Consider the following 19,784-nt stretch of genomic DNA (forward strand, 5'->3'; position numbering starts at 1 on the left):
GAGAGGGGGCACGGGTGCAGCGGGACATCTTCACCGCCGACCACGAGGCGTTCCGGGGACTCGTACGGGACTTCATCACCCGCGAGGTGGTACCGCACTACGAGGACTGGGAGAAGGCCGGGCGGCTGCCCCGCAAGATCTTCGAACAGCTCGGCCTCCTAGGCGTGATGGGCCTCGCCATCCCCGAGGAGTACGGCGGATCGGGGCTGGACGACTACCGCTACAACGTCGTCCTGCAGGAGGAGGCGGCGCGCCAGCTGGTCACCCTCGGCACCGTCCGCACCCAACTGGACGTGATCCTGCCGTACTTCCTCGCGTACGCGAACAAGGAGCAGCGCGAACGCTGGTTCCCCGGCCTGGCCGCCGGCACGCTGCTGACCGCCATCGCCATGACCGAGCCCGGCACCGGATCGGACCTCGCGGGCATCCGCACCACGGCAGTACGCGAGGGCGACCACTACGTCGTGAACGGGGCCAAGACGTTCATCACAGGCGGGCTCCTCGCGGACCTGGTGATCGTGGTGGCGCGGACGTCGTCCGACCCTGGCGACCGGCGCGCCGGACTGACCCTGCTGGTCGTCGAGGACGGGATGCCCGGCTTCAGCCGGGGCCGCGTCCTCGACAAGATCGGCATCAAGGTGCAGGACACCGTCGAGCTGGCCTTCGACGATGTGCGGGTGCCGGTGGCGAACCGGCTCGGCGAGGAGGGCGAGGCCTTCTCCTACCTCGGCCACAACCTCCCGCAGGAGCGGATGACTGTCGCGGTGGGGTCGGTGGCGCAGGCGCAGGCGGCATTGGACACGACGGTCGCATACGTCAAGGACCGCACGGTGTTCGGCAAGGAGCTGTCCTCGTTCCAGAACACGAAGTTCGAGCTGGCGGCGGTCGCCGCCGAGGTGGAGGCGGCGCAGACGATGCTGGACCGGGCCGTCCGCGAACTGGTGGAGGGCATGCTCTCGGGCGCCGACGCCGCCAAGGTGAAGCTGTTCTGCACGGAGATGCAGGCTCGCGCGGTGGACCGCTGCCTGCAGCTCTTCGGCGGCTACGGCTACATACGGGAGTACCCGATCGCCCGGCTGTACGCGGATGCGCGCATCACCCGCATCTACGCGGGGACGAGTGAGGTCATGAAGGTCATCATCGCCAAGTCACTTGGTCTATAGGGAGTTTGCCGGTGGAGGAGGAACGTGTGACGGGGGACTTCGCCGACCGCAAGGGCGTCGCACTGGTGGCGGGCGGTACCGGCGGCATCGGCGCGGCGATCGTACGCACCCTGGCGCGGCGCGGCTGCCACGTGGTGTTCACCTACCGCAGCAACGAGGCGGCCGCGCACGACCTGGCTGTCGAGACGGCAAGGGAAGGCACCGAAGCCGCATACGTGCAGGCCGACTTGAGCGAAGAGGAGGACGCTGCGGCGGCGATCCGCGAGGCCGGTGCCCGGGGCGGCCTGCACACACTGGTCTACGCGGCGGGCCCGCACGTGCCGATGGTGCATCTGAGCAAGGTGACGCCGGCCCAGTACCGCGCCCAGCTCGAGGCGGACGCAATGGCGTTCTTCAACCTGGTCCACCCCGCGCTGCCGTTGCTGCGGGAGAGCCGGGGCAACATCGTCGCCGTCACCACCGTGGCCACCCGCCGCTTCCCGGTCCGTGACGGGCTCTCGTCGGGCGCGAAGGGCGCGGTCGAGGCGGTCGCCCGGGGGCTGGCCGCCGAGGAGGGGAGGTTCGGCGTCCGCGTGAACTGCGTCGCACCGGGCATGCTGACCGACGGCATCGCGGGGCGCCTGATCGATTCCGGCGAACTCGACGAGGCGGCGCTGGCAGTCACCCGGCGCAACATCCCACTGCGCCGCTTCGGGGACGCCGTGGACATCGCGGAGGCGGTCGCGTTCCTCGCCTCGGACCGCGCCGGTTTCATCACCGGACAGGCCCTCGGTGTCGATGGCGGCTACAGCGTCTGAAGTCAGCCGGGACAGGACCCAGGAGCGGTTTGCCGACGGTTGACCGCCGCCGGATCCCGGTATTCTGACAAGGTGTCAGCCGATCGCACTGTGACTGTCCGTGCCGGTACTGCGGCAGACGTCGAGGAAGCGCTCACGGTCATGCTTGTGGCGGACGCCCGTCGGCGCGGCCATGCGCCCGACGCAGATCCCGGCGTTCAGGGCCGACAGAGACTGGCAAGCCGTGACGGTAGCGATCCCTACGCCGAGCCGTGCTCGCCGAGCTGGGGAGGCGCCCCGTACGACGGGTCGTAGCCCGCCACCCGAATCGGGCTGCCGACCAGGCGGAAGCCCCCCGCCTCCACGACCGCTTCGGGTGCGGCGGTGAGCGCCTCGGGCAGCGTGCGGACGGCCGCGGCCGGGACGCGCAGCGGGCGCAGGCGGGCCTCCCAGGCGGCCGCGGTGTCGGCCGCCAGCGCCCTCGTCACGGCGGTCACCACCTCTTCGCGCCGGGCCGCACGTTCCGCCATGGTCGCGAACCCTTCGCCCTCGATCCTCGCTTCGGCGGCGAACGTTTTCCAGAAGCCGTCGTGGGTGATGAACAGCGCCAAGTGGCCTTCGGCAGTGGGGAACAGCTGCGCCGGGACGTAGTACGAGTGGGCGCCGTGCGGGAGTCTGCGCGGCTCGGTTCCTTCATTGAGCCAGGCGGCGGCGCGGTAGTTGAGCTGGGACAGCATCACGTCGCGGAGGGAGACCTCTACTTGTCCGCCGCGCCCGGAGACGACCTGTGCCAGCAGGCCGAGGGCGGCGGTGAGACCCGCGGAGTTGTCGGCGGAGGAGTAGCCGGGGAGGAGCGGTGGGCCGCCGGGTTCGCCGGTCAGCGCGGCGATGCCGGTGGCGGCCTGCACGACGTAGTCGAAGGCGGGTTCGTCGCCCGCGTCCATGCCCCAGCCGGTGAGCGCCACGCACACCAGGCGCTCGTTGTACGGCCGCAGTGCCTCGTAGGTGAGGCCGAAGCGGCGGATGGCGGACGGCTTGAGATTCACCAGCAGCGCGTGGGCCTCGCGGACGAGTTCGTGCAGGCGGCCCTGGCCCTCCTCGGTCGTCAGGTCGAGGCGGACCGAGCGTTTGCCGCGGTTGAGGCTGGCGAAGTAGGAATCGGAGACCTGGCGGGACAGGTCACCGCCCGGCGGCTCCACCTTGGTGACCTCGGCGCCGAGGTCGGCGAGGAGCATGGTGGCGTACGGCCCGGCGAGGATGTGCCCGACCTCCAGGACGCGGAGGCCGGCCAGCGGGCCCGCGCCTGCCGACGGTTGTGCGTCGTGGCCCGCCCCCGGCCGTACCTCCTGGCCCGCAGCCAACCGTGCTTCCTGGCCCGCAGCGGACCGTATCTCCTGGCCGGCGGTCGACTCCACGTCCTCGTCCGCCGCCTGCCGTGCGCCCCGGCCCGCCGCCCCCACCCCGTTCACCGGAACTCCGCCGCGATCCCCGCGACCACCTCGCGCGTGCGCAGCTTCGAGGCGACCAACGCGTCCCGGCCCTCGCCGATAGGCAGCAACCGCACCGACAAGTCCGTCACGCCCGCGTCCGCGAACCGCTTGAAGCGGGCCGCGATCGCCGCCTCGTCCCCGGCCGCGCACAGGTCGCCCACGTCGCGGGCGTCGCCGTACTCCAGCAGCCGCTGGTAGTTGGGGGAGATCTCGGCTTCGCCGAGGATGCGGTTGGCGCGTTCGCGTGCCTCGTCGACCTGCGATGCTGCGCACAGGCAGACCGGGATGCCCGCCACAATGCGTGGCGCGGGGCGGCCCGCGGCCTCGGCGGCCTTGGTGATGCGCGGGACGACGTGCTCGGCCACCGCCCGCTCGTCGGCCATCCACAGGACGGTGCCGTCCGACCGCTCGCCCGCGATGCGCAGCATCACCGGGCCGAGCGCGGCGACGAGGACGGGCAGCGGTGCCACGGGGGCAAGGCCCAGCGGGTTGTGCACGGTGAAGGTCTCGTTCTCCACGTCCACCGAAGCCGTGCCGGTGGTCAGCGCGGAGTCGAGCACCTCCAGGTAGTCGCGGGTATACGCGGCGGGCTTCTCGTACGGCAGGCCCAGCATGTCGCGGACGATCCAGTGGTGCGAGGCCCCGACACCGAGCGCGAGCCGCCCGCCGATGGTCGCGTGCACGGAGAGCGCCTGCCGGGCAAGCGCGACGGGGTGCTGGGCGTGGACGGGGACGACCGCCGTGCCGATCTCGATCCGCGACGTCGCCGTGCCCATGAGTGCGATGGCGGTGAGGGCGTCGAAGTCGGTGGGCACCTGCGGCACCCACACGGTGTCGAACCCGGCCTGCTCCGCCCACGTCGCGTCATCGACCATGCGGGCGGCCTTGCGCGCGCTGTCGCCCCGCTCGGGGCCGCTCATCACTCCGATACGCATAAGAGTCCCTAGTCAGAAGCAGAAAAGGAAGAGGCAGAAGCAGAGGCGGTGAGCTTGCGGATGTCGGCGACGATCTCGTCCAGCGGGGTTCCGGTCGGATACACGGCGGCCGCCCCTGCCGCCTGCAGCCGCGGCACGTCGGCCGCCGGGATGGTGCCGCCCACGACGACGCCGATGTCCTCCGCACCGGCCGCGCGGAGCCCCTCGACGATGCGGCGGGCGAGCGCGACGTGCGCGCCCGACAGGATGCTGAGGCCGACCAGGGCGACGTCCTCCTGGACCGCGGTGGCGACGATGTCGTCGACGCGGCGGCGGATTCCGGTGAAGACGACCTCGAACCCGGCGTCCCGCAGCGCCCGCGCGACGATCTTGGCGCCCCTGTCATGGCCGTCCAGGCCCGGCTTGGCGACGAGTACGCGCACACGGGCCGGCATCAGAACACCACCGGCTGCTGGAACTCGCCCCACACCGCGCGCAGCGCGTCGGACATCTCCCCCACCGTGCAGTAGGCGAGGGCGCATTCGATCAGCGGCTCCATGAGGTTCGCGGAGCCTTCCGCGGCGCGCTTCAGGTCCGCGAGGCGGGCGCGTACGTCGGCCGCGCTGCGTTCCGCCTTGACCCGCGCCAGACGCTTGAGCTGCCGCTCCCTGCCCTCCGCGTCCAGTTCGTACGTCGCGAGGTCCGGTGGCGGGTCGTCGGAGGTGAAGCGGTTGACGCCGACGACGGGCCGTGCGCCGGACTCGGTGTCCCGGTGAGTGCGGTACGCCTCGTCAGCGATGAGGCCCTGCAGGTATCCGTCCTCGATGGCGCGCACCATGCCGCCGTGCCGCTCCAGGTCGTCCATGATCTGCACGATGCGCTCCTCGGTGGCGTCGGTGAGCGCCTCCACGAAGTACGAGCCGCCGAGCGGGTCGGCGACGCGGGTGACACCGGTCTCGTAGGCGAGGATCTGCTGGGTTCGCAGCGCCAGCGTGGCCGACTCCTCGCTGGGCAGCGCGAACGGCTCGTCCCAGGCCGCGGTGAACATCGACTGCACACCGCCGAGTACGGAGGCCAGCGCCTCGTAGGCCACGCGAACGGTGTTGTTGCGGGCCTGCGGCGCGTACAGGGACGCCCCGCCGGCCACGCAGCCGAAGCGGAACATGCACGCCTTGTCGGTCTTCGCGCCGAACCGCTCCTTGACCAGCGTCGCCCAACGCCGCCGCCCGGCACGGTACTTGGCGACCTCTTCGAAGAAATCGCCGTGCGTGTAGAAGAAGAAGGAGATCTGCGGGGCGAACTGGTCGATGGTCATACGCCCGCGCTCGAGCACGGTCTCGCAGTACGTGACGCCGTCGGCCAGCGTGAAGGCCATCTCCTGTACGGCGTTGGCGCCGGCGTCGCGGAAGTGGGCGCCGGCCACGGAGATCGCGTTGAAGCGGGGCACCTGGTCCGCGCAGAACTCGATGGTGTCGGCGATCAGCCGCAGCGACGGCTCGGGCGGCCAGATCCAGGTGCCGCGCGAGGCGTACTCCTTGAGGATGTCGTTCTGGATCGTGCCGGTGAGCTTGGCCCGCGGGATGCCGCGGCGCTCCGCGGCGGCCACGTAGAGCGCGAGCAGGATGGCCGCGGTGCCGTTGATGGTGAAGCTGGTGCTGATCTTGTCGAGCGGGATGGAGTCGAAGAGGATCTCGGCGTCGGCAAGGCTGTCGACGGCGACACCGACCCGGCCGACCTCATCGCCCACCTCCGGGTCGTCGGAGTCGTAACCGCACTGGGTGGGCAGGTCGAGCGCCACGGACAGGCCGGTGCCGCCCTGGTCGAGCAGGTAGCGGTAGCGGCGGTTGGACTCCTCGGCGGTGCCGAAGCCGGAGTACTGGCGCAGGGTCCACAGCCGGCCCCGGTAGCCGGAGGGGTAGTTTCCGCGGGTGAAGGGGAAGCCGCCCGGGTCGGGCGGCTCGGCAGGCCGGTCGGCCGCGGTGTACACCGGTTTCAGCGGGATGCCGGAGGAGGTGCGGACCTCGGAGTCGTCGGAGGCGTCTGAGGCGTGGCTCATGGCGTTGCGGTTCCTTGGTGGTAGGGACGCGGTCAGCGCAGCTGGTCCTTCAGCACCTTTCCGGTGGCGGTGAGCGGCAGTTCCGTGCGGAACTCCACGTACCGGGGGACCTTGAACCCGGCCATCCGCTTCCGGCTCCAAGCGGTCAGCTCCTCGGCGGTGACCTCGCCGCGCGGGACCACGAACGCCTTGCCGACCTGGCCCATCCGCTCGTCGGGTACGCCGACGACGGCGACCTGTGCGACGGCGGGGTGCTCGAGCAGGAAGCCCTCTATCTCGGCGGGGTAGGCGTTGAAGCCGCCGACGATGAACATGTCCTTCTTGCGGCCGACGATCCTCAGCCTGCCGTCGCCGTCCAGTTCCCCGAGGTCGCCGGTGTGCAGCCAGCCGTCCGCGTCGATGGCCTGGGCGGTGGCTTCGGGGTCGTCGAGGTAGCCGCGCATCACGCCGTAACCGCGCACCAGCACCTCGCCATCGTCGGCGACGCGGACCTCGAAGCCCTCACATGCGGTGCCGACGGTCGTCGCGATCGCCTCGAAGGGGTCCCCCGGCCGGGACGCGGTGACGGTGCCCGCCTCGGTCAGCCCATACCCGGTCATCAGGGTCTTGAAGGGCAGTTCGGTGACGACCCTGCGGACCAGTTCCACCGGGATGTCGGCGGAGCCGGTGACGGCGACGCGCAACGAGGAGAGGTCCCGTCCGGCGCCGGCTTCGAGCAGCGAGTGGTAGAGGGTGGGCGGTCCTGGCAGCACCGTCACGCGCTCCTCCTCCACCAGGTCGAGGACCCGTTCCACGTCGAAGACGGCGACGGGCAGGATGGTCGCGCCGCGGATCAGGGAGGCGACGCAGCCGGCCTTGTAGCCGAAGATGTGGAAGAACGGATTGACGATCAGATAGCGGTCGCCTTGCCGCAGCCCGGCCAGGTCGCACCACTCGGCGTACGCGCGCAGGGTCTGGTCGTGCGTCATCATGACGCCCTTGGGGCGGCCGGTGGTCCCCGAGGTGAAGACGATGTCGGACAGGTCGTCACCGTCGACCTCGCGCTCCAGGGGCGTGCCCGAGGCGAGGAAGTCCGACTTGATGTCGATCACGGGGACGCCGGGCGGGCCGGTGAACTCGCGGTCCAGGAAACCGTTCTGGACGAGCAGCGCCTTGGCGCCGCTGCGCCGCACGATGTCGTGCGCCTCCTCGTCCTGGAACCGGGTGTTGACCGGGACGAGCACCCCGCCGGCGGTGAGCAGGCCGAACGCGGCAATGATCCACTCGGCCGAGTTGGGAGCCCACACGGCGACCCGGTCGCCCTTGCTCACACCGGCCGCCGCGAAGGCCCCTGCGGCGCGGCGGACCCGGTCGGCGAGCTCGGTGAAGGTAAGGCGGAGCGGGCCGTCCACCACGGCTTCTGCGTCGCCGAAGCGGTCGGCCGCGCTCAGCACCAGCTCGGGGATGCTCCGCCAGCGCGATGCCATGAGACCCTCCTTAGCCGAATGAGAGAATCCTATTCTCATCACTGAGGTGCCGCAACGTGCTTGCGGAGAAGGAACTTTTTGACCTTGCCGCTGGGCGTCCGCGGGAAGTCGTCGACGGCGTGCAGCTCTTCCGGCCACTTCTGCCGGGCGATGCCGGCGCGCTGGAAGTGGGCGCGCATCTCCTCCATGGACGGAAGCGCGTGCCCGGGCCTCAACCGCACGAGGGCCGCGGCGTGTTCACCCAGACGCGGGTCCGGTGCGGCTACCACCGCGGCCTCCGCGACCGCCTCCATGGCGAGCAGCACCTCCTCGACCTCCACGGCGCTGATGTTCTCGCCGCCGCGGATGATGACGTCCGCCTTGCGGTCGGTGATGGTGAGGTAGCCGTCCTCGTCGAGCACGCCGATGTCCCCGGTGTGGTACCAGCCTTCGTCGTCGAAGGCCGCCTCTGTCAGCGCGGGGTCGGTGTAGCCGAGGCACAGGTCCGGGCCGCGGGTGAGGATCTCACCGTCCTCCGTGAGCCGGAGCTCCGCACCGGGCAGCAGGTTGCCGTCCGTGTACAGCCGCTTCGCCGGGGGGTCGTCGTACGGCGTGCAGGTCACCGAGGGGTGCTCGGTGCTGCCGTACGCGCGGAACGGCGCGATCCCCAGGCTCTCCAGCCGGGTGGTCACGGCGGACGGGACCGCCGCCCCGCCCATACCGGCGTACTTCATGTGCGCCAAGTGCCCCGGGGTGCAGTCCGGATGGTCCAGCAGACTCGTCATGTAGTACGGGGCTCCGCCGCCGACGACGAGCCCCTCACTCTCCAACAGGGCGAGCGCCTGGCCCGGGTTCCAGGTGTCGCCGAGGTTCACGGGCGTACCGTCGAGCACCGGGATGAGGAAGGCGTTGACCATGCCGATGAAGTGGCCGACCGGTGCGACGGTGAACTGCCGCCCGCGGTCCGGCGGATAGCTGGCCGCCAGCTGACGGGTCTCGAAGCCGAGGGTCTGGTGGCTGTGCACGACGCCCTTCGGGTCCCGGGTGGTGCCCGAGGTGAAGGCGATCAGCGCGGGCGAGGCGGGGTCGACGGGGAGAAGACCGGTCAGCGGCTCATCGGCGAGCAGCTCGTCGAAGCGTTCGATATGCGGCTGGCGCCGCGTGGCGCGGCCCACGACGCCCACCACGGGTACGTCCTCGCACAGCTCGTCCTGGAACTCCAGGCGCCCGAAACGCTCGGCGCCGACGAAGACGCGGGGCCGTGTGGCCTCCACGATGTAGCGGACTTCCTTGGGCCCGTAGAAGTGGACGACGGGGACGACGACCGCACCGAGGAACGCCGACGCCCAGAACACTGCAGCCGCCTCGACCCAGTTGGGCAACTGCAGCACCACGGCGTCTCCGGGGCCGACACCGCGCTCGCGCAGGCCCGCGGCCAGCCGGCGCGCCATCACCTCCACGTCGGCGAAAGTCCCCGCCCAGGGCCGCACCTCCGAGTGCACCCGGAACTCCGTGTCAGGCGCGGCGCGCAGACCCCGCGCCAGCAGATCGCCAATGGTCTCCCGGGTCCACCAGCCTTCCGCCTCGTAGCGTTTGACCAGCTCGGACGGGATCGTACGCATGACAAAACCCCTCTTCTCGCACGAGAACTAAGCCCATCGGGCCCATACGCCGTTGGCCGAGTGGAACCGCGTGTCGTCAGGTGACCGCGCCGGCCGCCTTCAGGGCGAGGATGCGGTCCCAGTCGAACCCCAGCTCCAGCAGGACCTCTTCGGTCTGGGCCGCGAACTCGGGCGCCGGTGTCGGGTCAGGCGACTCGGTCTCGAACTGCACGGGCCCGGTGGCGAGTTCGAGGTCTCCGACGCGCCGGAGGTAGCCGTTGGCCACCACCTGCGGGTCGTCGCCGACCTGGACGGAGTCCTGGACGGGGGCCCACGGGCCGGACAGGGTGGCGAGGCGCCGGGTCCACTCGGCGAGGGGGCGGCTGCCGAAGGCCTCCTGCAACGCGGCCACTGCCTCCTGGCTGTGCTCGGCGATGGCGTCGGCGGTGGCGAACCGGGGGTCGTCGACGAGGTGCTCGAGACCGACGTGCCGGCACACGTCCGCCCAGAACCGGGTGGGCTGCAGCATCACCAGCGAGATGTGCCGCCCGTCGGCCGTGCGGTACAGCATGGTGAGCGGGTTGGCGTATGCGTGTTGTTTGCCGGGCGGGGCCATCACCCACGGCTGCTTCTTCAGCCGGGCCAGCGCGATGCCGTGGCCCATCGCCCACACGCCGCTGCCGAGCAGGGAGACGTCCACGACGGACGGCTCCCCCGTGCGCTCCCGCTTCAGCAGCGCGGCCGCGACGCCGCCGGCCAGGTTGGTGCCCGAGATCGTGTCGCCGTAGGCGGGCACCGGGGCGGAGAGGACCCCGTCGGTGCCCTCCGGGGTGATGCAGGCCGCGGTGGAGGCGCGGGCCCAGAAGGCGGTCATGTCGTATCCGCCCTTCTCGGCCTCCGGACCGCGCGGCCCGAGGGCGCTGCCGCGTGCGTACACGATCTTCGGGTTCACGGCCCGGATGTCGTCGACGTCGATCCGGAACCGGCGCCGGGCGGACGGCAGGAAGCTGGTGAGGAACACGTCGGCGTCCCTGACCAGTTCGTGCAGCACCTCCAGGCCCTCCGGGTTGGAGATGTCGAGGCCGATGCTGCGTTTGCCGCGGTTGGCGTGCTCGATGTTGGGGTTGGGTTCGCCGTCCTCGATGACGAAGGTGCCAGTGCGGCGCAGCCCGCGCTGCGGGTCCCCGGTGACGGCATGCTCGATCTTGACGACGTCGGCGCCCCACTCGGCCAGCACCGCGCCCGCCGAGGGCACGAATCCGTACATGGCCGCCTCGACGACGCGGATTCCCTCCAGAGGCCTCACTCCGCCACCACCCCGAACGTCTTGGTCTCCAGGAACTCCTCAAGCCCGGCCGTGCCGTACTCCCGACCGATGCCGGACTGCTTGTAGCCGCCGAACGGGCTGTCCGGCGCGAAGTAACTGCCGCCGTTGATGCTGAACGTGCCGCTGCGGATCCGCCGCGCCACGGCGACCGCGCGCTCCTGCGAAGCGCTGAACACGGCTCCCGACAGGCCGTACGCCGAGTTGTTTGCGATCCGCACCGCGTCGTCCTCGTCCTCGTACGGGATGAGGCTGAGGACCGGCCCGAAGACCTCCTCCTGCGCGATCTCACTGTCCGGGTCGACGCCCGCCAGCAGCGTCGGCTTGTAGAAGAAGCCCGGGCCGACGCGCTCGCCGCCGCACACCAGCTTGGCGCCGTCGGCGACGGCGCGGTGCACCATGGCGTCCACCTTGTCGCGCTGCCGTTCGCTGATGAGCGGCCCCATGTACGTGTCCGGGTCGGCGGGGTCGCCGTACGGGATGTGGGCGAGGACGCCCGCAACGCGCTCGGCGGTCTCGTCGTGCCGTTCGCGGGGGACGAGGAGGCGGGTGGTGATGGCGCAGCCCTGCCCGGCGTGGCTGCACGCCATGAACCCGGCGGCCATGGAAGCGGCCGCGAAGTCGGCGTCGTCGAGGAGCACCATGGCGGACTTGCCCCCGAGTTCCAGAAACACCTTCTTCACGGTCTCCGCGGCGGCGGCCATCACGCGGCGGCCGGTGGCGGTGGAGCCGGTGAAGGTGACCATGTCGACGTCCGGGTGGGTGGTCATGACCTCGCTGGCCGACGCTCCGGAGGACGACAGGATGTTGACGACGCCGGGCGGGATGTCGGTGTGTTCCGCGATGAGTTCGCCGAGGGCGAGGGTGATCAGCGGTGTGTCCGGGGCGCCTTTGAGGACGACGGTGCAGCCGGCGGCGAGGGCGGGGGCGAGCTTCGCAAGGGCGATCTGGTTCGGGTAGTTGTACGGGATGATCGCCGAGACGACGCCCGCGGGCTCCTTCTCGATCCAGCGGCGGTGCCGCGCGCCCCGGGATTCGACGGTGCCGAGGTCCTGGGTGAGCGGGTACTCCGGGAGCAGGTCCGCGTACCAGCGGACCGTGGCGATGGGCTCCTCCAACTGCGCGCCGAGAGTGAGCCGGTGGGGCGCGCCGACCTCGGCGATGGTCAGCGCCCGCAGCTCCTCCTTGTGGTCGACGAGGGCCCGGTGGAGCTGGTCGAGGCATCGTGCCCTGAGGTCCCGGTCGGTGGCCCATGGTGTGGTGTCGAAGGCGCGGCGGGCGGCGGCGACGGCCGCCTCCGCCTCGGCGGGGCCCGCGTCCGGGGCGTGCCCGACGATGTCGCCGGTGGCCGGGTTGACGGAGGCGAACGTCGTCGGCGCCCCCACCAGTCGGCCGGCTATCAACAGCCGCCTGTCCGGCGTGGTCTCGTTCGTATCGGTCGTCACGGGCACTCCGCTCCTGCGTCGTTGCCGGAAATCGGATTCTCTTCGGTACTGGGACTGCCGTCTCGGGGTCTTGCGGGGTCAGACCTTGCGCGTGACGCCGCCGTCCACGCGGATGATCGCGCCGGTGGTGAAGCTGGAGGCATCGGAGGCGAGATGCACCGCCAGCGGAGCGACCTCCTCGGGGCGGCCCATGCGGCCCAGCGGCACGAACGGAGCGTCGTCCGGGTCCTCGGGCGCCCAGCCGCGGGAGATGTCGGTGAGGAACGGGCCCGGCAGGATCGCGTTGACGCGAACCTTCGGGGCGTACGCCTCCGCGAGTCCCACGGTGAGGGCGTTGAGCCCCGCTTTGGCGCACGCGTAGGGCAGTTCGTGGACGCTCGCCACGAGGGAGCCCGCGGTGCCGACGTTGATGACCGATCCGCCGCCGTGCTCCGCCATGTGGGTCGCGGCCAGCACGGCGAGCCGGAAGGGCCCCTTGAGGTTCACGGCGAGGGTCTTGTCGTAGAGCTCCTCGGTGATCGTATCGAGGCTCTTGTACGGCGGTGACATGCCGGCGTTGTTGACGAACACGTCGAGCCGCCCGAACGTGTCGAGCGTCTCCGCGATCAGCCGGTCGCAGTCGTCCCAACGGCCCACATGGCAGGGGACGGCGACCGCTCGCCGGCCTGTGGCCTGGTGGATCTCGTCGGCCGCCGTCTCGCACGCCTCCCGTTTGCGCGAGGCGATCACGACGTCGGCACCGGCCTCGGCGAGGGCCTGTGCGATGGCCCGCCCGATCCCCCGGGAGCCACCGGTCACGACGGCGGTCCGCCCGGACAGGTCATGCAGTGCGGCGAAGGTGTCCACGGCCTGATGCTCCCACTTGAAAAGTCGCATTCACAAGAATGGAGAACTGGATTTTCTTCACGTGTTGATGACGCTTCGTCAGGGCGCCCCCGTCTCAGGTGGAACCGGCCACGTCCACGACGATCTTTCCGACGGCCCGGCCATCGGCCACGGCGCGCAGCGCGGCCGCCGCCTCGGCGAGCGGGTACACGGCGCCGATGTGCGGGCGGACGGTGCCCTCGGCGAACGCCTCCTTGAGCCGAGCCTCACTGGCCTGGAACCGCTCCGGCAGGTGGGCCGCCACGTCGCGAAGCTGGAAGCCCGTCACCTGTGCGCCCTTCAGCAGGACGAGGTTGAGCGGCAGCCGCGGAATCCCGGCCGTGAACCCGATGGTGACGAACTGTCCGCCCCACCGGACCGACCGCAGCGCCGGCTCAGCGAGGCCGCCGCCGACGGGATCCAGCACCACGTCGGCTCCCGAAGGCAGCGCCTGCTTCAGCGCCGTCCGCAGATCGCCGCACGACCGGTGGTCGATCAGCACGCTCGCGCCGTTGGCCTTGGCGGCCTCCAGCTTCGCCGCCGACGACGCCACCGCCGTCACCCGCGCCCCGGCCAGTGCGCCCAGCTGCACCGCGGCCAGGCCCACGCCGCCGCCCGCGCCCAGGACCAGCAGTTCCTGCCCCCCGCGGAGCTCCGCCACGGTGTGCAGGGCGTGGTACGCCGTCCGGTGCGCCACGCCGAACGCGGCGGCCGCCGGGTATTCCACGGCGTCAGGGATCGGCGTCACCGCGTGCGCGCCGGAGACCGCCTGCTCGGCGAACGCGCCGACAAGGCCGGTACCGGCGACCCGGTCGCCGACGCGGATGCCGGGCACGTCCCCGACGATCTCTTCCACGACGCCGGCGAACTCGCTGCCCGGCACGAACGGCGGCTCCGCCCGCACCTGGTAGTCACCGGCCACCAGCAGTACGTCCGAGAAGTTGGCCGCTGCCGCGTGCACCCGTACCCGTATCTGCCCGGCGGTGGGCACCGGCGCGGGCACGTCGGCGAGGCGCACCACTTCCGGTGGCCCGAACTCCGGGCAGAGTGCGGCCCTCACCGGCTCACCGCCCCTGCCACACGGGCGCACGCTTCTCCACGAACGCGACAGCGCCCTCCTTCGCGTCCTCGCTGGTGAAGACGCGCTGCTGCCATTCCTTGCCACGGACGGCGGCCTGCTCCGGGTCGGTCACCGTCAGCCGCAGCAGCTCCTTGGCGGCGAGCAGTCCGAGCGGCGCGTTGGCGGCGATCCGCCCGGCAAGTTCCAGAGCCGCCGGAAGCACCTGGTCGGGTGGGACGACGGAGTTGACGAGACCGATTTCCCGGGCCCGGGCCGCGTCCACCGGATCGCCGGTCAGCACCAGCTCCATCGCCGCCGCGAAGGGGATCCGCGTCCCGATCGCCAGACCTCCGCCGGCCGGGAACAGGCCCCGCTTCACCTCGGGGAACCCGAACTTCGCCGCCGCAGACGCGACGACGACGTCGCAGGCCAGCAGCAGCTCCATGCCGCCGCCCAGCGCGGTGCCGTTCGCCGCGCCGACCACGGGCACCTGAGCTCCGCCCTCCAGCAGCCGCTGGTAGGCCTGGCGCGGCTCGTCGGCTCCCCCGTTCATCTCGGCGCCGTCGGCGAAGGCCCGCAGGTCCATGCCCGGGCAGAAGATCCGGTCGCCGCTTGCGGTGAGTATCAGGGCCCGGATCTCCGGGTCCGATTCGGCGTCCAGCAGCGCCGCGCCGATCGCGGTCATCAGCTCGGCGGTGAGCGCGTTGCGCGCCGCGGGCCGGTTCAGGCGGGCTACCAGGACGTTCCCGGCACGCTCGCGTACGAGAATCTCTTCCTCGGTCATGCCCGGTGCTCCGTGGTCGGTCATCCTCGGTACTCCGTTGTCTCGGCGAGTTCGGCGGCGTCGCGCATCAGCCGCAGGATGAGGGGCCCGTACGCCTGGAGCTTCGGGTCGTCGCCGGCGCGCTGGAAGCCCTGTTCCAGGACGATCGCCAGCTTCCACTTGGCCAGGACGAAGTAGTAGTCGGCGTCGTCGACCTGACGGCCCGATGTCTGCGCGTACAGCGCGAGCAGTTCGTCGCGGGACGGCATTCCGGTGAGGTCGACGTAGCCGGCGGTCGCGGCCTCGGGCGTGGAGGTGTCCTCGGGCCAGCTGTGCAGCATCCACCCGAGGTCCAGCTTCGGGTCGCCGACGGTGCCCATCTCCCAGTCGACGATCGCGGCGAGCCGAGCGGGGGCGCCGTGGCGGAACATGACGTTGGCGAACTGGTAGTCGCCGTGCATGAGGCCGGGCACGTAGTCGAGCGGCTTGTGGGCACGCAGCCAGGCCGACGCCTCCTCCAGGCCTGGTATCTCGCGGCCCTTGATGCGGTCGAGGAAGGCGGTCCAGCGGTCCACCTGCCGCTCGTGGAAGCCGTCGGGGCGGCCGATGTCGGTGAGGCCGCGGGCGCGCCAGTCCACCTTCGACAGCAGTGCGATGCCCTCGGTCAGCTGCCGGGCGAGCCCCGCGCGGGCGCCCGGGTCGGAGGCGAAGGGCTCGGGCCACCTCTTGTCCTTCAGGTTCATCGGCGACCAGCCGTCGACGAAGCCCATCAGGTAGAAGGTGCGGCCGAGGACCGACGGGTCGGTGCACACCGCGACCGCCGGGGTGTGCGGTACGTCCGTGCCGTCCAGCGCCTCGATGATCCGCCACTCGCGGTGGATGCCCTTGTCGCGGTCGGCGGGCGCGGTGGGCGGCGGGATGCGCAGGGCGCAGTGCAGGTCGCCGCGGCGGATCTCGTAGATCTCGTTCTGGGTGCCGCCGGAGAGGTAGCGGTGCTCCACGGGCTCGCCCTTGCCGGGCAGGTTCTGCCCGTCGAGCCACGACGCGAGCCGTTCGATGTCGATCACAGGTTTCCCACTTCCCGTTCGAGGTGTGCGGCGTACTTGGCGCGGGCGGCCTCCGTGCGGGACGGCAGATGTCCGGTGGGCCACAGGCCGTCGGTGGGCTGGTAGCCGCGCAGGACCTGGCGCGCGACAGTGACCTTGTGGACCTCGGTGGGCCCGTCGGCCATGCCCATCACGCCCGCGCCGAGGAGCATCCGCTGGAAGGGCATTTCGTTGCTCATGCCGAGGGCGCCGTGGACCTGCGCCGCGCGCTGTGCGATGTCGTGCAGCACCTGCGGCATGACGATCTTGACGGCGGCGATGTCCTTGCGGACCTTGCGGTAGTCGTTGTGCTTGTCGATGGACCACGCCACGTACAGCACGAACAGCCGGAACTGGGTGAGCTGGGCGTAGGAGTCGGCGATGTAGCCCTGTACGAACTGCTTGTCGGCCAGCACCCCGTCGCGGGTGCGGCGGCTCAGGGCCCGCTCGCACATCATGTCCAGCGCCTTGCGGGCCAGGCCGATGGTCCGCATGGCGTGGTGGACGCGCCCGCCGCCGAGCCGGGTCTGGGCGATCGCGAACGCCTGCCCCGGACCCCCGAGCACGGCGTCCGGGCCGACCCGCACGTTGTCGTAGTGGATCAGGGCGTGGGCCCCGTCCCCGGCCGGCTCGTCGCCGAGGCCGACGTTCCGCTCGATGCGGATGCCGGGGGTGTCCGCAGGTACGAGGAACATCGACATGCCCTCGTACGGCCCGGCGTCCGGGTCGGTCACCGCCATCACGATGAAGAAGGAGGCGGTGCGGGCGTTGGAGGAGAAGAACTTCCAGCCGTTGATCACCCAGCCCTCGCCGTCGGGTTCCGCGCGGGTCTCGAACAGGGCCGGGTCTGCGCCCGCCTGAGGCTCCGTCATCGAGTAGCAGGAGAAGATCTCCCCGTCGAGCAGGGGACGGAGGTAGCGCTCCTTCTGCTCGTCGGTGCCGTAGTGCGCGATGATCTCCGCGTTGCCGGTGTCGGGGGCCTGGCAGCCGAAGATGATCGGCGCCCATTCGGAACGGCCCAGGATCTCGTTGAGCAGGGCGAGCTTGAGCTGCCCGTAGCCCTCGCCGCCGAGTTCCGGGCCGAGGTGTGCGGCCCACAGGCGCCGCCGGCGAACCTCGTCCTTGAGCGGGTCGATGATCTTGCGCTTCTCGGCGTCGGGCGGTGTGAACTGCAGCCCGTGCCAGAGCAGGTCGAGCGGTTCCACCTCCTCCCGCACGAACGTGTCGGCCCAGTCCAGCTTCGCCTGGAACTCTGGCTCCGTCTCGAAGTCCCATGCCATGTGCGTCACTCCTCCTTCTCGGGTCCCCACGGGGCGCCCGGGTCTGGCGCGGTCCGGGCGGCGCTCCGGGCGCGGCGCACAGAGGCAGGGACGCGCGGCGTCCGCGACGGATGGACGGCTCTCGCGGAAGTCACGCACCCCTGTGTGGGCCGTCGCAACCGCGACGAATACCACGCTCTCCAAATCTGGAAAGTATCTTCTCCAAGTCGGGGTGGCAATACGTCTGCCGCTGCGTCAAGAATCCGGAAACGACGTGGGGCGCCGCCCGCCTTCGATTGCGGACAGCGCCCCGGCCCGGCCCTGAGGACTACGGGCGGTACTCCGTGACGACCTCCATGATCCGCATCTTCGGAACCGGGTCCATCCGCATGGTGTCGGACATATTGAGCTTGCCGGCGGCCGCTGCGGCGGTGACGCTCTTGACGGCCTCCTCCGGGTCGCCCTCGATCTCGTACTGCGTCACGTAGGGGCCGAAGCCCTCCTTCGGGGCATACCGGCGGGCCGCGACGAAACCGTCCAGCGCCACGACCTCGGGCAGGTGGACCTCGTCGTACCAGCGATTGAACTCCTCCATGGCCTCCGGACTCGCCGGCCAGGACTCGACGTGCAGGATGTGCTTCGCCATGCGCTCCTCCGTCGCTCGATGAGACGGTTGGCTCACCACCAGGAAGATAGCTATGTTTTCGATCGAGGAGAACGATATTCTCAACACCGGCTCATACTTTGCTCTCGGCGAAGGAGGAGAGGAATGGCGCACACAGCATCCGGGAAGACGGCCATCGTCACAGGGGCCGCTTCCGGCATCGGGCTCGCCATCGCCCAGCGGCTGGCCCGCGACGGCGCCAAGGTCGCCGTCTTCGATCTGAACGCGGACGGCGCCGAGGCGGCCGCCGCGAAGATCCGCGCCGACGGCGGCACCGCAACCGGCCTCGCCGTCGACGTCGGCGACCGCGCGCAGGTGGACCGCGGGGTCGAGGAGGTCCGGGCACGGTTCGGCCCGGTCGGGATCCTCGTCAACAACGCAGGGCGGGAAGGGTTCGAGCCGTTCCTGTCGATCAGCGAGGAGTCCTGGGAGGGCATCCTCTCGGTCAACCTCACCGGCACCTTCCGCTGCTGCCAGGCCGTCCTGCCCGACATGGTGCAGGCCAGGTGGGGCCGCATCGTCAACATCTCCTCATCGAGCGCACACAGCGGGCAGCCACTCATGACCCACTACGTCGCCTCCAAGGCCGGCGTCATCGGCTTCACCAAGGCGCTCGCCCTGGAGTTCGGCCCGCAGGGCATCACCGTCAACACCATCCCGCCCGGCTTCATCGACACGCCCATGACCCGGCGGAACGAGGCGAAGGGCCTGCTCGGCCCCGGCGTCGACCACCACGCCTCGCGCACCCCGGTACGGCGGCCGGGACTCCCGGAGGACATCGCCGCGGCGTGCGCCTTCCTGGTGAGCGAGGAGGCCGACTACATCACGGGACAGGTCTTCGGCGTCAACGGAGGGCGGAACACATGACGCGAATGCCGCACACCGCCTTCCCTGACTCACCGTCAGGCCGGTTTGCCCACTATCGCGTCCCGCCCTCCGTGCGCTCCCGCCCGGCGGCCAGGGCGCACTCCTCGACGAAGGAGAGGACCTTCAAGTGGTACGCCGTGGCGGTCCGGCCGATGCTCGTGTTGTGCCCGGCCCCGGCCTGCTCCTCCACCACCACGCGCGGCGAGGCGGTGAACAGCGATCCGATGTCGGCCAGTGCAGTGGGGCCGCTTCGCCACACCTGCTCGTGCGCGCCGAGGGTGAACCGCAAGGGGACGCGGACGCGGGCGGCGAGCCGGGGGAAGTCCTCCGTCCAGGTGCGCACCACGTCACCTTCGTAGGCGGGCGCCGGTGAGCCGATGCGGGCGCCCCCGTAGACATCCGGGGGGTAGGCGTCCGCCGGATGCCAGATGAGGTCGCGCATGCGGCGACCAGTCGGGCGGCGGGCGGCGTTGCGCCGCCACTCCTCCATGAGGCGGAGCGCCGGCGGATTGTGCTGCGTGCCGGTGCCCGCCAGTTCCACGCCCAGCAGGTCCGCGCCGCGCTTGTCGGCGGCCATGCGCACGGCCAGTTCACAGCCGATCGAATGGGCGACGAGGAACACTCCGGCTCCGCGCGACCGCCCGGCGAGCAGTGCCTCCACCGCCGCGTAGGCGACCTCCACCCGGCGCTCCGGCCGCTCCATCCCCTGTGTGTGGCCGGCCGAACTGCCGTATCCGGGGCGGTCGAGGGCGAGCACGGTGAAGCCGAGGGCGGTGCCTGTGCGCAGCAGGGAGAGGCGTGGGTGCCCGGGGTGGTCGTAGTACGCCGAGGTGGCGGCCCCGCCGTGCAGGGCGACGACGACGGCGCGCGGCCGGGGGACGGTGGCGGCCAGCGCGGACACCGGGACGCCGGCGGCCTGCACGACGCACGCGTCCACGTCACCGAGAGGTGGTGCGGCGGCGGGTGAGGGTTTCGGTCGTGGTCACGAGCCTCCTCGGGAGGGGTAAC

18 protein-coding genes are annotated in these 19,784 nt (G+C 71.1%); 3 read left to right on the top strand and 15 right to left on the bottom strand.

Annotated features, from left to right (window positions below):
• The first annotated feature begins 14 nt into the window (after positions 1 to 14).
• Positions 15 to 1,163, top strand: a complete 1,149-nt coding sequence (locus ACSMXV_RS02185) for an acyl-CoA dehydrogenase family protein (protein WP_473175994.1) — start codon at positions 15 to 17, stop codon at positions 1,161 to 1,163.
• 11 nt (positions 1,164 to 1,174) lie between these two features.
• Positions 1,175 to 1,960 carry an SDR family NAD(P)-dependent oxidoreductase gene (locus tag ACSMXV_RS02190; protein WP_473175995.1) on the top strand — a complete coding sequence of 262 codons (786 nt, stop codon included), beginning with the start codon at positions 1,175 to 1,177 and terminating at the stop codon, positions 1,958 to 1,960.
• 239 nt (positions 1,961 to 2,199) lie between these two features.
• Here the strand turns inward: ACSMXV_RS02190 and ACSMXV_RS02195 are convergent, their stop codons facing one another.
• From ACSMXV_RS02195 to ACSMXV_RS02260, 14 genes are all read right to left on the bottom strand, one after another.
• Positions 2,200 to 3,408, bottom strand: coding sequence for a CaiB/BaiF CoA transferase family protein (locus tag ACSMXV_RS02195; protein ID WP_473175996.1), 1,209 nt, complete (start codon positions 3,406 to 3,408; stop codon positions 2,200 to 2,202).
• The gene (locus ACSMXV_RS02200; protein WP_473175997.1) at positions 3,405 to 4,364 is read right to left on the bottom strand and encodes a TIGR03564 family F420-dependent LLM class oxidoreductase; all 960 of its coding nucleotides are present in this window, start codon (positions 4,362 to 4,364) and stop codon (positions 3,405 to 3,407) included. Before ACSMXV_RS02200 ends, ACSMXV_RS02195 begins: the two co-directional genes overlap by 4 nt.
• Before the next feature lie 8 nt (positions 4,365 to 4,372).
• Complete coding sequence (locus ACSMXV_RS02205; RefSeq protein WP_473175998.1) at positions 4,373 to 4,798, bottom strand: cobalamin B12-binding domain-containing protein; 426 nt, start codon at positions 4,796 to 4,798, stop codon at positions 4,373 to 4,375.
• Positions 4,798 to 6,399: a methylmalonyl-CoA mutase family protein gene (locus ACSMXV_RS02210; RefSeq protein ID WP_473175999.1), complete on the bottom strand. Its 1,602-nt coding sequence runs from the start codon at positions 6,397 to 6,399 to the stop codon at positions 4,798 to 4,800. The genes ACSMXV_RS02205 and ACSMXV_RS02210 overlap by 1 nt, the downstream gene beginning before the upstream one ends.
• A 32-nt stretch (positions 6,400 to 6,431) precedes the next feature.
• Positions 6,432 to 7,865 (bottom strand): FadD3 family acyl-CoA ligase, encoded by a 1,434-nt coding sequence (locus tag ACSMXV_RS02215; RefSeq protein WP_473176000.1) that lies wholly within the window; start codon positions 7,863 to 7,865, stop codon positions 6,432 to 6,434.
• Positions 7,866 to 7,903: 38 nt separating this feature from the next.
• Complete coding sequence (locus ACSMXV_RS02220; protein ID WP_473176001.1) at positions 7,904 to 9,466, bottom strand: AMP-binding protein; 1,563 nt, start codon at positions 9,464 to 9,466, stop codon at positions 7,904 to 7,906.
• A 76-nt stretch (positions 9,467 to 9,542) separates the two neighbouring features.
• Positions 9,543 to 10,751 carry a CaiB/BaiF CoA transferase family protein gene (locus ACSMXV_RS02225; protein ID WP_473176002.1) on the bottom strand — a complete coding sequence of 403 codons (1,209 nt, stop codon included), beginning with the start codon at positions 10,749 to 10,751 and terminating at the stop codon, positions 9,543 to 9,545.
• A complete protein-coding gene (locus tag ACSMXV_RS02230; protein ID WP_473176003.1) occupies positions 10,748 to 12,214 on the bottom strand; it encodes an aldehyde dehydrogenase family protein in 1,467 nt (488 codons plus the stop codon). Before ACSMXV_RS02230 ends, ACSMXV_RS02225 begins: the two co-directional genes overlap by 4 nt.
• A gap of 78 nt (positions 12,215 to 12,292) precedes the next feature.
• Positions 12,293 to 13,090, bottom strand: a complete 798-nt coding sequence (locus tag ACSMXV_RS02235; RefSeq protein ID WP_473176004.1) for an SDR family NAD(P)-dependent oxidoreductase — start codon at positions 13,088 to 13,090, stop codon at positions 12,293 to 12,295.
• A 64-nt stretch (positions 13,091 to 13,154) separates the two neighbouring features.
• Entirely contained in the window at positions 13,155 to 14,138 is a 984-nt protein-coding gene (locus ACSMXV_RS02240) for an NADPH:quinone oxidoreductase family protein (RefSeq protein ID WP_473176005.1), read from the bottom strand.
• Between the two features lie 4 nt (positions 14,139 to 14,142).
• Entirely contained in the window at positions 14,143 to 14,922 is a 780-nt protein-coding gene (locus tag ACSMXV_RS02245; RefSeq protein ID WP_473176006.1) for an enoyl-CoA hydratase-related protein, read from the bottom strand.
• Positions 14,923 to 14,942: 20 nt separating this feature from the next.
• A complete protein-coding gene (locus tag ACSMXV_RS02250; RefSeq protein ID WP_473176007.1) occupies positions 14,943 to 15,968 on the bottom strand; it encodes a phosphotransferase family protein in 1,026 nt (341 codons plus the stop codon).
• Entirely contained in the window at positions 15,965 to 17,266 is a 1,302-nt protein-coding gene (locus ACSMXV_RS02255; RefSeq protein ID WP_473176008.1) for an acyl-CoA dehydrogenase family protein, read from the bottom strand. Before ACSMXV_RS02255 ends, ACSMXV_RS02250 begins: the two co-directional genes overlap by 4 nt.
• 307 nt (positions 17,267 to 17,573) lie before the next feature.
• On the bottom strand, positions 17,574 to 17,891 hold the full coding sequence (locus ACSMXV_RS02260; RefSeq protein WP_473176009.1) for a hypothetical protein: 318 nt from the start codon (positions 17,889 to 17,891) through the stop codon (positions 17,574 to 17,576).
• Between the two features lie 123 nt (positions 17,892 to 18,014).
• On the opposite strand from ACSMXV_RS02260, the gene ACSMXV_RS02265 reads away from it, so the two are divergent.
• Positions 18,015 to 18,776 (top strand): SDR family NAD(P)-dependent oxidoreductase, encoded by a 762-nt coding sequence (locus tag ACSMXV_RS02265; RefSeq protein WP_473176010.1) that lies wholly within the window; start codon positions 18,015 to 18,017, stop codon positions 18,774 to 18,776.
• 52 nt (positions 18,777 to 18,828) lie between these two features.
• Here the strand turns inward: ACSMXV_RS02265 and ACSMXV_RS02270 are convergent, their stop codons facing one another.
• Positions 18,829 to 19,713, bottom strand: coding sequence for an alpha/beta hydrolase (locus tag ACSMXV_RS02270; protein WP_473176011.1), 885 nt, complete (start codon positions 19,711 to 19,713; stop codon positions 18,829 to 18,831).
• Positions 19,714 to 19,784: the final 71 nt, after the last annotated feature.

This window comes from Streptomyces sp. DSM 42067 (assembly GCF_055792885.1).

Excerpts from the sequence above, each read along its gene's own strand:
- ACSMXV_RS02255 (WP_473176008.1), bottom strand. The coding sequence starts at position 17,266 with ATGGCATGGGACTTCGAGACGGAGCCAGAGTTCCAGGCGAAGCTGGAC.
- ACSMXV_RS02245 (WP_473176006.1), bottom strand. The coding sequence starts at position 14,922 with ATGACCGAGGAAGAGATTCTCGTACGCGAGCGTGCCGGGAACGTCCTG.
- ACSMXV_RS02210 (WP_473175999.1), bottom strand. The coding sequence starts at position 6,399 with ATGAGCCACGCCTCAGACGCCTCCGACGACTCCGAGGTCCGCACCTCC.
- ACSMXV_RS02200 (WP_473175997.1), bottom strand. The coding sequence starts at position 4,364 with ATGCGTATCGGAGTGATGAGCGGCCCCGAGCGGGGCGACAGCGCGCGC.
- ACSMXV_RS02265 (WP_473176010.1), top strand. The coding sequence starts at position 18,015 with ATGGCGCACACAGCATCCGGGAAGACGGCCATCGTCACAGGGGCCGCT.
- ACSMXV_RS02205 (WP_473175998.1), bottom strand. The coding sequence starts at position 4,798 with ATGCCGGCCCGTGTGCGCGTACTCGTCGCCAAGCCGGGCCTGGACGGC.
- ACSMXV_RS02235 (WP_473176004.1), bottom strand. The coding sequence starts at position 13,090 with ATGCGACTTTTCAAGTGGGAGCATCAGGCCGTGGACACCTTCGCCGCA.
- ACSMXV_RS02220 (WP_473176001.1), bottom strand. The coding sequence starts at position 9,466 with ATGCGTACGATCCCGTCCGAGCTGGTCAAACGCTACGAGGCGGAAGGC.
- ACSMXV_RS02215 (WP_473176000.1), bottom strand. The coding sequence starts at position 7,865 with ATGGCATCGCGCTGGCGGAGCATCCCCGAGCTGGTGCTGAGCGCGGCC.
- ACSMXV_RS02260 (WP_473176009.1), bottom strand. The coding sequence starts at position 17,891 with ATGGCGAAGCACATCCTGCACGTCGAGTCCTGGCCGGCGAGTCCGGAG.